Origin of the sequence: Microcoleus sp. B9-D4, from assembly GCF_036705105.1 — a bacterium.
Classification (GTDB): Bacteria; Cyanobacteriota; Cyanobacteriia; order Cyanobacteriales; family Microcoleaceae; genus Microcoleus.
Window position 1 is genome coordinate 22,110 of the sequence record NZ_JAUBTS010000010.1, and the last position, 12,367, is coordinate 34,476.

At 45.8% G+C, this 12,367-nt stretch carries 14 protein-coding genes; 8 read left to right on the plus strand and 6 right to left on the minus strand.

Translation table 11 applies throughout. The features are described 5' to 3' along the window. Positions 1-116: 116 nt before the first annotated feature. Together QUB24_RS08515 and QUB24_RS08520 are read right to left on the minus strand one after the other, a co-directional pair. A complete protein-coding gene (locus tag QUB24_RS08515) occupies positions 117-557 on the minus strand; it encodes a DUF29 family protein (protein ID WP_333152420.1) in 441 nt (146 codons plus the stop codon). 88 nt (positions 558-645) lie between these two features. Beyond that, on the minus strand, positions 646-1,698 hold the full coding sequence (locus tag QUB24_RS08520) for a DNA (cytosine-5-)-methyltransferase (RefSeq protein ID WP_333152423.1): 1,053 nt from the start codon (positions 1,696-1,698) through the stop codon (positions 646-648). Positions 1,699-2,016: 318 nt separating this feature from the next. Here QUB24_RS08520 and QUB24_RS08525 point away from each other — a divergent pair, with 318 nt between their 5' ends. Beyond that, positions 2,017-2,400: a DUF4346 domain-containing protein gene (locus QUB24_RS08525; RefSeq protein WP_333152424.1), complete on the plus strand. Its 384-nt coding sequence runs from the start codon at positions 2,017-2,019 to the stop codon at positions 2,398-2,400. A 59-nt stretch (positions 2,401-2,459) separates the two neighbouring features. On the opposite strand, the gene psb32 is transcribed toward QUB24_RS08525, so the two are convergent. Continuing rightward, positions 2,460-3,182 carry a photosystem II repair protein Psb32 gene (gene psb32, locus QUB24_RS08530; protein ID WP_333152426.1) on the minus strand — a complete coding sequence of 241 codons (723 nt, stop codon included), beginning with the start codon at positions 3,180-3,182 and terminating at the stop codon, positions 2,460-2,462. A 132-nt stretch (positions 3,183-3,314) separates the two neighbouring features. Here psb32 and QUB24_RS08535 point away from each other — a divergent pair, with 132 nt between their 5' ends. Then, positions 3,315-3,545, plus strand: coding sequence for a hypothetical protein (locus QUB24_RS08535; RefSeq protein ID WP_006635545.1), 231 nt, complete (start codon positions 3,315-3,317; stop codon positions 3,543-3,545). Between the two features lie 172 nt (positions 3,546-3,717). On the opposite strand, the gene QUB24_RS08540 is transcribed toward QUB24_RS08535, so the two are convergent. Then, positions 3,718-4,347, minus strand: a complete 630-nt coding sequence (locus tag QUB24_RS08540) for an NADPH-dependent FMN reductase (RefSeq protein WP_445300391.1) — start codon at positions 4,345-4,347, stop codon at positions 3,718-3,720. A gap of 705 nt (positions 4,348-5,052) precedes the next feature. On the opposite strand from QUB24_RS08540, the gene ftsH reads away from it, so the two are divergent. Next, a complete protein-coding gene (ftsH, locus tag QUB24_RS08545; protein WP_333152428.1) occupies positions 5,053-6,987 on the plus strand; it encodes an ATP-dependent zinc metalloprotease FtsH in 1,935 nt (644 codons plus the stop codon). Positions 6,988-7,149: 162 nt separating this feature from the next. Here the strand turns inward: ftsH and QUB24_RS08550 are convergent, their stop codons facing one another. Together QUB24_RS08550 and QUB24_RS08555 are read right to left on the minus strand one after the other, a co-directional pair. Beyond that, positions 7,150-7,704 carry a M23 family metallopeptidase gene (locus QUB24_RS08550; RefSeq protein ID WP_445300393.1) on the minus strand — a complete coding sequence of 185 codons (555 nt, stop codon included), beginning with the start codon at positions 7,702-7,704 and terminating at the stop codon, positions 7,150-7,152. Between the two features lie 276 nt (positions 7,705-7,980). Further along, positions 7,981-8,160, minus strand: a complete 180-nt coding sequence (locus QUB24_RS08555) for a hypothetical protein (protein ID WP_333152432.1) — start codon at positions 8,158-8,160, stop codon at positions 7,981-7,983. A 33-nt stretch (positions 8,161-8,193) separates the two neighbouring features. Here QUB24_RS08555 and QUB24_RS08560 point away from each other — a divergent pair, with 33 nt between their 5' ends. From QUB24_RS08560 to QUB24_RS08580, 5 genes are all read left to right on the plus strand, one after another. Further along, positions 8,194-8,577 (plus strand): hypothetical protein, encoded by a 384-nt coding sequence (locus QUB24_RS08560; protein ID WP_333152434.1) that lies wholly within the window; start codon positions 8,194-8,196, stop codon positions 8,575-8,577. Positions 8,578-8,752: 175 nt separating this feature from the next. Continuing rightward, positions 8,753-9,118: a DUF4087 domain-containing protein gene (locus QUB24_RS08565; protein WP_333152436.1), complete on the plus strand. Its 366-nt coding sequence runs from the start codon at positions 8,753-8,755 to the stop codon at positions 9,116-9,118. Positions 9,119-9,155: 37 nt separating this feature from the next. Then, entirely contained in the window at positions 9,156-10,601 is a 1,446-nt protein-coding gene (locus tag QUB24_RS08570) for an ATP-dependent DNA helicase RecQ (RefSeq protein WP_333152438.1), read from the plus strand. 178 nt (positions 10,602-10,779) lie between these two features. Further along, positions 10,780-11,745: an RluA family pseudouridine synthase gene (locus tag QUB24_RS08575; protein WP_333152440.1), complete on the plus strand. Its 966-nt coding sequence runs from the start codon at positions 10,780-10,782 to the stop codon at positions 11,743-11,745. Positions 11,746-11,775: 30 nt separating this feature from the next. Continuing rightward, positions 11,776-12,207, plus strand: a complete 432-nt coding sequence (locus QUB24_RS08580; RefSeq protein WP_333152442.1) for a hypothetical protein — start codon at positions 11,776-11,778, stop codon at positions 12,205-12,207. Positions 12,208-12,367 lie beyond the last annotated feature (160 nt).

Sequence of the window (12,367 nt, forward strand, 5' to 3'; positions counted from 1 at the left end):
AAGTAGGGAAATGGCACTGCCGTGTCCTTACAAAAATCGAGGAGACGGCAGTGCCGTTTCCCTACAATTAATTGAGGTAGGGAAACGGCACTGCCGTCTCCTGACTTTGGGTAACTTTAGTCCTTATCTTCAGCTTCTTGTGAAATTAAAGTCATTGCTTGATTAATAAGTGCCTCTTGATTCACTAACTGCGACAATTCTCTTGGTTCATAACGCCCTTCTTCCACTTCTAGGGAAGCTTTGTTAATAGCTTGTCGATACGCCATTTCTAAAACAATGAGTAACTCTTCTAGAGGTAAGTAAAAACCCGCGCCTCTCGGTCGCTTATTTTCCTCCTGAATTTCTAGAACCGAGTTCCGAATCGAGATATCCCAAGAGCGAGTTGTGCGATTTTCAGCTTGCTGTTTAATCAGATGCAATAGTAAAATAACTGCATAGCTGCGAATAGTTTTAATGATGTCTTTTTTGCTCATTTCTTCTAGTTCTTCAACTAGAGCTAATGACCCAGGTATATCCCCTTTTAGCAGTAAGCTTTTTAAGGTGAGTAATTCTTCCATGACGACTATATCTATCTTGGGTTACTTATATTATAGCTCAAAGTTAGCGCTTGGTTAATTCTAAAATTGTTTAATAAGAAAGTTAATCTCAAGTAAGAGTGTTAACTAGAGTCTCAACTGGTTCCTGAAGCCGGGACTCTGGACATCTTTGTAGTTCCTTCTTTTCATCATACAATAAATTTTGACTTAATATTTCTTGCGCGATCGCCTCCACCACCGGCACACAAACCGAATTTCCAATTTGCTTGTAACTTTCCCCCGCACTAGGATAACTTTTAAAATCTTCAGGAAAACCCATAAGACGGTAACATTCCTTCAGCGTCAACTTTCTCACCATATCTTGCTCAGGAATGTAGATAAAAAACCTACCCGATGTTTCTTGCGAAGGAATTGTGGGATGCACTCCATCTACCGAATAAATGCGATTAGGCTGTCTGTGAACTCTCGATAAATGTTCTGTATTGGGCCTCACGCCAGTTTTCCAAGTACCTTTATTTCTGTAACCTACAAATACAAGTCCCGAATCTTGCTTTCTCGGAGACTCAATTAAAGTATACTCGGATTTATCCAATATTTCAAAATCTCCTGTCTCGTCTAGAAACTGCCTGAGTTTTGGAGTAAACTGGATTTTAACTCTAGAAAAGTTAAATTCTTTACCTTTAGTTGCAATTATAAATATTCTTTCACGATGTTGAGGAATTCCAAAGTCTTTAGCATTCAGCATTTTGTAATTTACGCTGTACCCCAACTCTTTTAGGCTAGCAATAATTACTTTTAAGGTATTTCCCTTGTCGTGATGGATTAAGTGCTTGACATTTTCGAGAAAAACTACTTGAGGTTGCTTTATTTTGATAATTTTACAAATATCAAAAAATAGCGTACCTCTAGTATCTTCAAAACCTAGCTTTTTGCCACAGATGCTAAAAGGTTGGCACGGAAAGCCTGCGACTAAAACATCAAAGTCTTCTAACTCGACGGGATTAATTTTACTGATATCTCCAAAAGGAACCTCACCGAAATTTTTTGTGTAAATTTGTCGGCATTTGCTGTTAATCTCGCAGGAAAAAACGCATTTAAAGCCAATTTTTTCAAACCCTTGCCTGAAACCTCCTATTCCCGAAAACAAATCTATAAATTTCATCTATAATTTAATACTAAATCTTACTCAAGCCAATCCTAACATATTTTGTTTCTCTCTCTTCTTTCACTCTGCGTTCTCTGCGTTCTCTGCGGTTAATTATACTAATTTCAACAACTCTTGCGACAGTCCTTAATCTTATATTAATTATTAAAACTCGCAGAACCCCGCGCCGGAGACGGCATTGCCGTGTCCCTACAGATATCGGGTAAAAGCGAAATCGCGCATTTAGTCCCACCAACCTGCCAAACTTGTCCCGCAGCCGACTAAACTAGAAATAGCAAAAAAAATATAGCTATTGTCTACTTTCTTTTACCAACCATGAGTCAAACCTTGGAAAACCTGACCGCAATCGATGACAAGCTATCCAAACGCCACATCGACCTCGATCCGGGCGGCTACTTCATCATCTATCTCGATCGCGAAACCAGCTTAATTTGTGCCAAACATTTCACCAACATCATCGACGATCGAGGCCTCGCCGTCGATCCCGAAACTGGTAAACCCATCCCCGCCCGCGGCAAGGTAGAACGCACTCAGTCCACACTTTTTACCGGCCGAACCGCCAAAGAACTTTGTGTCAAAATTCTAGAAGAAACCCGCCCCAGTCCGGTGACACTGTTAGATCACGCGGCTTATTTGGGACGGGAATTTGTACGGGCAGAAATTGCTTTGTTGAGCGATCGAGAATACGTTCAAGATTAGTGCAGTCCTGCCTTAATTTCTGGACAAAACCACAACAGATCGAATTTATCAGCACCCGATCACGAAAAACCTTGATACCAGAAATAAGTCACCATCGGAATTACTGTCGCCAACACCAACAGCACAACCACAACAACTGTGGCATTGCCTTGGTCTGTTTCTTCAGCTTTTTTAAACGTGCCTTCAACTTGAATGTTGTCAACAACTTCAGGAGGGCCCGGATCGGGTTCGCCCGACAAAACAGTTGCAATGCGCGTACTTGCAGCCGAAAATGCCTCGTTGTATTTATTGGCTTCCCGCAGCGGCACTTGCACGGTTTCCCCGGCCACACTCTGGGCAATTTCATCGGTTAGCAGGGATTTCACCCCTTCCCCGGTACGAATTGCCGCGCTGTTGGTAACAGTGTCGAGAACGAGTAAAATTTGGTTAGTCTGGTCTTCTTTTGCGGGAAACCACTGTTCAAACAGTTGGTCGGTGAAAGTGGCAGCCGTTTCACCGTAGTCTAAGCGGTGGATGGTGACAAATCTGACTTGTTTCCCTGTTTTGTTTTCCAGGTTGTCGAGCACGCTGCTGATATTGCTTTCGCTGCTGCGGCTGAGCACGTCGCCTTTGTCGAACACCCAAGTTCGATCGCCCGCCGACAACACCGGCATTTCGTACACGCCAGTCGCCAATGCCGGCAATACCGCCATCTGGGATGCGATTAGGGCGATCGCGATCGCCGCGGCTAAAGGTTGGAGATATTTTCTCCAATTAAATAATTGCTTCAGGAGTCTAGTCATGAGGTTAACCGTAAAACTGACTTTTTTCCAAAAATACTATAGAAACCCCCGTAAAATTCATTTTATGCAGGGCAATATTTACAATTAGCTAGCCAGTGGAACTCCCCGCCCGATTATTTTAGGATTCTAACTATGGAACCAGCAGACACTTATAAAGGTTGGATTATTCAATCCCAGAAAGTCTTCTACGTCGAGGTTTGGGATAGCCGCGGCAACCGCCACGTCGCTGTCCAAAATGCCAAGACTGAGGAGGAAGCTTTGGAATTGGCCAAAAAGTGGATAGACAAATATGAGTCAAAACCCGGCAGAATGCCGATCGACGTACCCCATCCTTTCGGAGACATGATCGATATGCCATTTTAACTCAGTTGACTGTTGACTGTTGACTGTTGACTGTTGACTGTTAACAGTTACATTGCAGCTTGTAGGGTGCTCTGCTAGAGAGAAAGCCTCTTCAAATCGAGAAATTATTGGAACTGACGCACCCAAAGACTATGCCAGTTGCGTCCCGGAGTGCGTTTTTCCTGAGATACAATTACGAAATTCCTCGCAATTTCCGCGTATTTTCTACCAAACTTCGAGCAAATTCGTCGAACCTTTCAGACAGTTTTTCATCCAACAATTTACCATCAGGACTAAAAGCTTTCCAAGCTTGCCCGATCGCAATTTGTTCGGGAATTACCCAAGCGTGTACCCATCTCAAAATGGTTCGCAAATCGTTGAGTGCGTTGCTGTTAACTTGCCCTCCCAAAACGCTAATCCCACCTGCAACCTTCCCGTCCAAATGCTCAAAACTCATCAAATCCAGGGCATTCTTGAGAGCACCGCTGACGCTACCGTGATACTCCGGCGTTGCCAAAATCAAGCCGTCGGCTTGCTTAACCGCATTCTGCAGCTTTTCCACATCCGGGTAGTCGAGATAATCATTCTCACCATTGCAGAATGGCAGATTGAGCGATCGCAAATCCAATATTTCAACTTCCGCGCCCAAAGCCTGCGCCCGCTCTGCTGCCACCTTCAACGCTAACTGGCTGTAGGAGCCAGCCCGCAAACTTCCACCAATGCCAACAATTTTTACCATAAAACTTAAAAACAATAACTGCTTGAGTAAAACGTACTCATTACGACTATGATTAAGATAGCAAGTTCGATCGGCAACTGTCAATCGATTTTAGATTTTAGATTTTAGATTTTAGATTTACGGACGGATCCCAGAAACCCGGTTGTTTGAGCAAAATCCTGGGTTATAGCCCGCAGATTACGTAAAAAACCCGGTTTCTTGAGCAGTCGTGGGTAAGTTCAGTAGAGGGAGCCCAGCAACCGGGTTTTTTGAGCAAAATCCATCGATTTGAGATTTGAGATTTGAGATTTGAGATTTACGGAGGGAGCCGAGAAACCGGGTTTTTTGAGCAAAATCCTGGGTTATAGCCCGCAGATTAGGTAAAAAACCCGGTTTCTTGAGCAGCCGTGGGTAAGTTCAGTGGAGGGAGCCGAGAAACCGGGTTGTTTGAGCAAAATCCTGGGTTATAGCCCGCAGATTACGTAAAAAACCCGGTTTCTTGAGCAGCCGTGGATTCAAAACCCCCCTCAAGAGCAGGGCGGTTTCATTCTCACGAAAATCAGGCTTTTGTAGGGGCGGTGCCAAGAGTGCCCGCCCCCACCCACAGACGATTGCACAGGCGTTTGGGACATGGGGGCAACCACGGGGGGATTGCCCCTACCGAGAATGAAACCGCCCCCCTCTTGAGGGGTCTCTGAAGAGGCCCGCGAGAGATAAACCCATCCAACACCCGCCCTCTTGTTAAAATAAATGAACGTAGCAAACCACAAGCGGTCAATCTTGGCAGTCTTCAACCTTGGGCAAAGCAATATGAAAAATTCTTGGAAACACGCATGGCTGGGGCATCTAGCTGTAAACAAAGACAAGTCGAGCCAGAATCCTAAAAAATCAATTCCAGGACGGAATCTTTGGCGCATCCTGGGCAGTTTGGTGATTTCTCAAGGAATATTGCTCTCGACCCCGGTGTTTGCCGAGAGTGCGCCAAACACCATGAGTTACAGCCAACTCATCGACAACATAGAAAAAGGGCAAGTCAGTAAAATCGAAGTAGACGAAACTCAAAAAACTGCCAAGGTTAGGCTAAAAAATCAAAAAAGCGATCAAACCCAATCAGTTAGTCTGTTCGACTACAACAACCGAGAACTGTACTCGCAAATCCGCGCCAAAAAGATTGACTTTGAAGTCAAACAAACAGCAGATAACGCAGCGGCAGTCAGTTTAGTAATAAACTTGCTAGTGATTTTTGCAGTGTTGGCAGTGCTGATGGCAATCCTGCGCCGATCGACCCAATCTCAAGGAAATGCCATGAACTTCGGCAAATCCAGAGCCCGTTTCCAAATGGAAGCCAAAACCGGCGTGATGTTCGACGACGTAGCAGGCATCGAAGAAGCTAAAGAAGAACTTCAAGAAGTCGTAACCTTCCTCAAAAAACCCGAACGCTTCAACGCCATCGGTGCGAAAATTCCCAGAGGAGTTCTGTTAATCGGGCCTCCCGGAACCGGCAAAACAATGCTGGCAAAAGCCATCGCAGGCGAAGCAGCCGTCCCCTTCTTCAGCATCTCCGGTTCCGAATTTGTCGAAATGTTTGTCGGAGTTGGCGCCTCCCGCGTCCGCGACTTGTTCCGCAAAGCTAAAGAAAATTCGCCCTGCATCGTCTTCATCGACGAAATAGACGCCGTAGGAAGGCAGCGCGGCGCTGGTATCGGCGGCGGCAACGACGAACGCGAACAAACTCTCAACCAGTTGCTGACAGAAATGGACGGCTTTGAGGGTAACAGTGGCGTGATTGTGATTGCAGCTACTAACCGGCCCGACGTGCTCGATACCGCCCTGCTGCGGCCCGGCAGGTTCGATCGGCAAGTAACGGTAGATTTACCCAGTTACAAAGGGCGTTTGGGGATTTTGCAAGTTCACGCGCGCAACAAAAAACTCGACCCAGAAGTTGCCCTAGACACGATCGCCCGTCGCACTCCCGGCTTTTCCGGTGCTGACTTGGCAAACTTGCTCAACGAAGCAGCCATTCTCACCGCGAGGCGTCGCAAAGACACGATTAGTAACTTAGAAGTTCACGATGCGATCGACCGGATCACGATCGGGCTTACCCTCAACCCGCTGCTGGACAGCAAGAAAAAGTGGATGACAGCATACCACGAAGTTGGCCACGCCCTAGTCGCGACCATGCTCAAAAATGCCGACCCGGTGGAAAAAGTAACGATTATTCCCCGTTCCGGTGGCATTGAAGGCTTTACTAGCTTTGTGCTCGACGACGAAATGCTCGACAGCGAAGGTTTAAGGAGTCGGGCTTTGCTGTTAAACCGAATTAAAGTAGCTTTGGGGGGACGGGCGGCGGAGGCCGAAATTTATGGCGATGCTGAAATCGACACCGGTGCTGGTAGTGATCTCAGAAAAGTTAGCAGTCTCGCGAGGGAGATGGTAACGCTTTATGGAATGTCGGATTTGGGGCCTGTGGCTTTGGAAAGTCCGAACAATGAGGTGTTTTTGGGCCAAAACTGGAATTCGCGATCCGAGTATTCCGAAGAAATGGCAATCAAGATCGATCGCCAAGTCCGGGAAATTGCCTTTGAGTGCTACGAAGAAGCTCGCCGAATAATCCGCGAAAACCGCGCTTTGGTAGACAAACTTGTCGAAGCGTTGTTGGATGAAGAAACGATCGACGGCGACGAATTCCGCCAAATTGTCGAGCGGTACACCGAGTTGACAAAAAAAGAGTTAGCACCAACGTAAAGAGTCATTAGTCATTGGTCATTAGTCATTAGTTATTAAAGTTTGTAGTGAGGACTGTAGTCCTCATTACCGAAAAAATAAGGACTTTATTCCTTACTACAAACCAATAAAAATGACTACTAACTAATGACTAATGACTACTAACTACTAACTAATGACTAATTAAGATTGTTGCGCGTACATTTCCCGGAGAACCAAAGCCGGGTCTACCCAGCGGCCTCCGTACTTCAATCCCCAGTGCAAGTGAGGCCCACTCGTGCGGCCTGTCATCCCAACTCTGGCAATTCTCGCACCCGCAGGCACTGTTTGACCTTGCCAAATTTGCAAAGTACCTTCGCGATCGGTATAATAACGTCCGCCGTTAGCCGTTAGCACTCGGCCTCTGAGGTGACAGTAGATATGTTCCCAATTTCCCGATCGCACGATCATACCAGTGCCGCATCGGCCATCTTCCCAAACTTCCACAATTTGCCCGCCCCACCAATTGCGGATATAGCTGCCTTCCGGGGCGGCCAAGTCCAAACCGTAATGAAAATCCCCGCCACGGGGGCCGAAGGGGGAAGTGTATGTTTCAAAGTTTTCGACTGGAAAAGAAGCTTCTTGCCACAAATTACCCGTCGCTACTCTGCTTGGTAAGCCTGACTGAGCTTTGACCACCTGCTGCTGCAAATAAGGGCTGATCAACACAATGCTGATCGAAAGTGCCAGCAGCAGCATCTGTCTGAAACGAAAAAAGCGTTTTGCCGTCAGCGGGCCTCTAGAGTCTTGCAGGATTTTTTTCACGGCTCAAAGTTAAATGTGTGTGGGAGTGTGCGTTGTCTGTTAGGCTCACATCTTGCACCCTTGTCAATAAAGCTTTCAGGGGCGGGCTTTCCGGCCCAACCCCTACTCCCCACAAAAAAATCATTCTTTGTGGAACGGGCATCTTGCCCGTTTCTGAGAAGGGTGCAAAATGTAAGTTATGCCAATTCGCTGCAAGATTGGCTTTGAGCTCTACCCGCGATCGCGAATCAGTTTAATAACAACGTGTATCTTACTCCATCCAAAACCCGTGTCAAGGCTTCCGGGTAAATGCCCAGGGGTGATAAAAAAAATTGGAAATTCGTGCTGCGGTTGAATTCGATCGAGCTTTTGCTTGACACTATAGTTAAGTTCGGGGATTTTGGATAACATCCAAAATCTCAAATTCATCACAAACATCAAGCAATGCTTACTGAAATTTTTCCCTTTAGCTTTGCCATAGACGCAACTGCGATCGCCGGTGCGTCCTTGTGGTCTTTGGCCCTATACTGGGGCCTGTCGCCCCTCACAGAATGGGTAATCCTGCAACTGAACCGCTGGATGAATTTTGCCGAGAGATCCCTCTACACCTCGGAAGCCGAGTTTGAAAGAACCCGCCAAGCCAGAGAAGCCCAAAATGCGTTTTACGCTTCGCTGTTGAGCATTGTACCCTTTTTGATTGCGGGGGGATTGTGCAATTGGGGCGTCGAATTGTCTCTGGGCACTGGTTGGGCAGTATCTATGGGTACGATCGCCTGTATTGGTGGCGGCGTGTACGAGCTCGGCCGCCGAGACGGCGAGGAGTCTTAGGGGATTTTGGATTTTGGATTTTGGACAGGACTTACGCGCAGGTAGTTAGAAACCAGGTTTTTGCGACAATATTTCGTTGTCACCCGCAGATTCGCTAAAAAACCCGGTTTCTGTTTCTTTTCTCGAAGCGCGTAATTCCTGTATGATTGTCGCTCAAAAATTAGGATGTAAAGCTATGAAAATAAAGTGGTTGATACCTGCAATTATCTCATCTTTTTCGCTGGTTATTATTCCTGCAAAAGCGGCTGAAACCAGGTGCGGATGGTTAATAAATCCCACGCCTGCTAATTGGTATCTCAAAGACAAAGATGCTCAGTGGACAATCTCGGCGCAAGGGGGATATCAAGCCGGAGGAATGAACACTATTCCTCCTTTTAACGACGATGAATATGTTAAAACTAATGTTAATTATGGATATGGCTGTGCTTGTTTAAATGTGGTGACAGATAGAAATCGAATGAGAATTACCACGATACAAGGTGGTGAACAATTACCACTCTCGACTTGTCGAAAAGATCCGAATTTGCCAAAAATTCGTTAGTTGTGGCGAAACCATACAAGTTTTTTAACTGAGTCAAATGAACTTTAAACCAGAACTAACATTAAATCAAGCCCGCGCCGCCTTCCAAAAAATTTGGGGATACGACGACTTCCGACCGCCGCAAGGAGAAATCGTCGGTAGTTTATTAGCCGGAAAAGATACAATTATAATTATGCCGACAGGTGGTGGCAAATCCATCTGCTTTCAACTGCCAGCTTTGTTGCAAACAGGCTTAACTTTGGTAGTTTCGCCGTTAGTCGCACTGATGGAAAATCAAGTGCAAGAATTGCGCGATCGCAATCTTCCCGCTTCCCTCCTCCACAGTCAATTGCCAACACAGCAGCGCCGACAAACTATGCAGTCGCTGCAACAAAACAAATTAAGATTGCTGTACCTGTCTCCCGAAACATTACTCAGCAAACCTGTTTGGGAAATTATCAGTCAGCCGCACATCCCAATCAACGGTTTAATATTAGATGAAGCTCACTGTTTAGTGCAGTGGGGTGATACTTTTCGACCAGCTTACCGCCGTTTGGGAACAGTGCGGCCGGCTTTGTTGAAAGCTAAACCAGCAAATAGTAAAATTGCGATCGCAGCTTTTACCGCTACCGCCAACCCGGAAGCACAGCAAACAATCAAAAATGTCTTGCAACTGCAAAAGCCCGAAGCATTTCTGCTAAGTCCCTACCGTTCTAATCTACACCTGCAAGTGCAGACAGTCTGGACGCCGAGAGGACGCAAGCAGCAGTTATTAAATTTTATTAAAGCTCGACCAAAACAAGCAGGTTTAGTCTATGTCCGCACTAGAAAAGATAGCGAGAACTTGGCAGATTTGTTGAAAGAAGCAGGTTATGAAACAGCAGCATATCATGCAGGTTTAAGTCCAGAATCACGACGAAAAATAGAAAAAGCTTGGCTGAACAATGAGCTTAAGTTCGTGACTTGTACCTCAGCATTTGGGATGGGAATTAACAAGCCCGATGTCCGGTGGGTTGTTCATTATCAAGCACCTTTGCTATTATCGGAATACATTCAGGAAATTGGTAGAGGCGGACGCGACGGCAAACCGGCGATCGCCCTGACACTGATTAGCGAACCGACGGGTTTGCTTTATTCCGAAGATAAACAAAGAGGGCAATTTTTTCAAGATAAATTGCGATCGCAATACCGAGAAGCTCAGCAATTAGCAAAAAAACTGCCAGTTAAAGGCGATATAGAAGCTGTTTCCCGCGAATTTCCCGAAAGTGCGATCGCCCTTTCAATCTTGCACAGCAGCGGACAATTAACATGGCAAGATCCTTTTAATTATGCGATCAATAAATCTCCCCAGCAAAAAGCGGAAAAATCAAACTTTACCGCAGCGGAAGAAATGGTAAAATATTTGAAACATCGCGAGTGCAGGTGGCAATTTTTGCTGCAAGCTTTTGGGTTTGCAAATGAGGCGAAATCTATGCAGTGCGGCCACTGCGATAATTGTCGGTGAAACCAGTCTCTTGTATCTTGAAAGATGTAGATTTCGATTTACCGTGTTCGTGGGGGCGGGTTTACGAGATTATTGGTTTTAGGCAATTATTATGGGTGAAACCCACTCCTACAAGATATGTACTGCATACAAATCGATCGATTTTAAATTAGCGATTACCGATTACCAAAGAAAGTAAATGATAGAAACAGACACTGCGGCACAGATTTACACAGTAGAAAATACAGAGGAATTCGATCGCAGTAATGTCAATCAGCGATTAGATATTTGGCTGTCAAACCAGATACCGGACTTATCCCGATCGCGAATCCAAACCCTAATATCACAAGGTAACGTCAAAGTCAACGACGAAACCTGCACATCGAAAAAAATATCAGTAAAAACGGGCGATCGCATCCACCTCACTTTACCCGAAACCCAGCCCACAAAGTTGCAGCCCGAAGCAATTCCCCTCGACATTCTCTACGAAGACGACAGCCTAATTATCATCAACAAACCAGCCGGATTAGTCGTCCACCCAGCTGCCGGACACGCAGACGGTACATTAGTCAACGCCCTCTTAGCCCACTGTCCCCTAGCAGAAATAGGCGGAGTTCAGCGGCCGGGAATCGTTCACAGATTAGACAAAGATACAACAGGTGCGATCGCGATCGCCAAAACCGACATCGCCCACCAACACCTGCAAGCCCAACTCAAAACCAAAACCGCCCGCCGCGAATATTTAGGCATAGTTTACGGGGCTCCCAACACCGAAACAGGCACAATAGACCTACCCATCGGCCGGCATCCCACAGACCGCAAAAAAATGGCGGTAGTACCCGTAGAAAAAGGCGGTCGCCCCGCAGTTACTCACTGGACAATCAAAGAAAGAATCGGCAACTATTGCTTAATGCACTATCAATTAGAAACCGGCCGCACCCATCAAATTCGCGTGCATACAGCCGAAATAAAACATCCGATTGTCGGCGACCCGATGTACAGTTCCAACCGTTCTATCGGCGTCAATTTAACCGGACAAGCCCTCCACGCATGGCGGCTGACATTGCAGCATCCTGTAACCGGAGAATTAATAGAGGCGATCGCACCTTTACCAGATCAATTCAACACCTTGTTAAAAATATTGCGTCTGCGAGCTAATATTTGATATGTTGGGCAGTTAACACTGGTAATTTCTATGTCTAAATTTGAGGAACTTTGCAAAGCTTACGCCGCATCCCGGCCATACCGCGAATCCTGCGAAGCTTGTCAGGATTTTAGTGACATTTTTATCAAGCAAATGAGCGATTATTTGGAATGCCCGATTCAAAACCAAAATCAGAAGTTTGATGACAATGGCATTCTGTATTTTGATGGTGCGATCGATGTTTGCGAAAATCCCGAAAATCCCGAAAATGGCGATCGCGAAACAGTCGAAATATCTTTGAGTGTTAACAAAGTTATTGACAATTTCATTGTCACCGTTTATCCTTGGGGTCACGAATTCAAGATTCTCATTGATGAATCCAGACACTTTGAAGAAGCTTTTGAATACATTTTTGATCGACTCCAATCAGCTTATACTGGCGTAAGTCTGTTACCGTCAGAACCATATCCTTTACCTTTTTAATGACTAAAGTCCTTACTATAAACATTTTTTCCCCTGCCTTTTTTCTTGATTAAACTTCTTGCCTAAATCTTTGATGTAAGAGGGAAACCGCAGATGGAATGAGAATTAAATAACTTCCACAAGATTGTGGGATGGGCGTCCCGCCCGTCCTTTTTGGACG

Excerpts from the sequence above, each read along its gene's own strand:
- QUB24_RS08550 (WP_445300393.1), bottom strand. The coding sequence starts at position 7,704 with ATGCTGCTGCTGGCACTTTCGATCAGCATTGTGTTGATCAGCCCTTAT.
- QUB24_RS08560 (WP_333152434.1), top strand. The coding sequence starts at position 8,194 with ATGCTTACTGAAATTTTTCCCTTTAGCTTTGCCATAGACGCAACTGCG.
- QUB24_RS08515 (WP_333152420.1), bottom strand. The coding sequence starts at position 557 with ATGGAAGAATTACTCACCTTAAAAAGCTTACTGCTAAAAGGGGATATA.
- QUB24_RS08570 (WP_333152438.1), top strand. The coding sequence starts at position 9,156 with ATGAACTTTAAACCAGAACTAACATTAAATCAAGCCCGCGCCGCCTTC.
- QUB24_RS08520 (WP_333152423.1), bottom strand. The coding sequence starts at position 1,698 with ATGAAATTTATAGATTTGTTTTCGGGAATAGGAGGTTTCAGGCAAGGG.
- QUB24_RS08535 (WP_006635545.1), top strand. The coding sequence starts at position 3,315 with ATGGAACCAGCAGACACTTATAAAGGTTGGATTATTCAATCCCAGAAA.
- QUB24_RS08580 (WP_333152442.1), top strand. The coding sequence starts at position 11,776 with ATGTCTAAATTTGAGGAACTTTGCAAAGCTTACGCCGCATCCCGGCCA.
- psb32 (WP_333152426.1), bottom strand. The coding sequence starts at position 3,182 with ATGACTAGACTCCTGAAGCAATTATTTAATTGGAGAAAATATCTCCAA.
- QUB24_RS08555 (WP_333152432.1), bottom strand. The coding sequence starts at position 8,160 with ATGTTATCCAAAATCCCCGAACTTAACTATAGTGTCAAGCAAAAGCTC.
- QUB24_RS08525 (WP_333152424.1), top strand. The coding sequence starts at position 2,017 with ATGAGTCAAACCTTGGAAAACCTGACCGCAATCGATGACAAGCTATCC.
- QUB24_RS08575 (WP_333152440.1), top strand. The coding sequence starts at position 10,780 with ATGATAGAAACAGACACTGCGGCACAGATTTACACAGTAGAAAATACA.
- QUB24_RS08565 (WP_333152436.1), top strand. The coding sequence starts at position 8,753 with ATGAAAATAAAGTGGTTGATACCTGCAATTATCTCATCTTTTTCGCTG.
- ftsH (WP_333152428.1), top strand. The coding sequence starts at position 5,053 with ATGAAAAATTCTTGGAAACACGCATGGCTGGGGCATCTAGCTGTAAAC.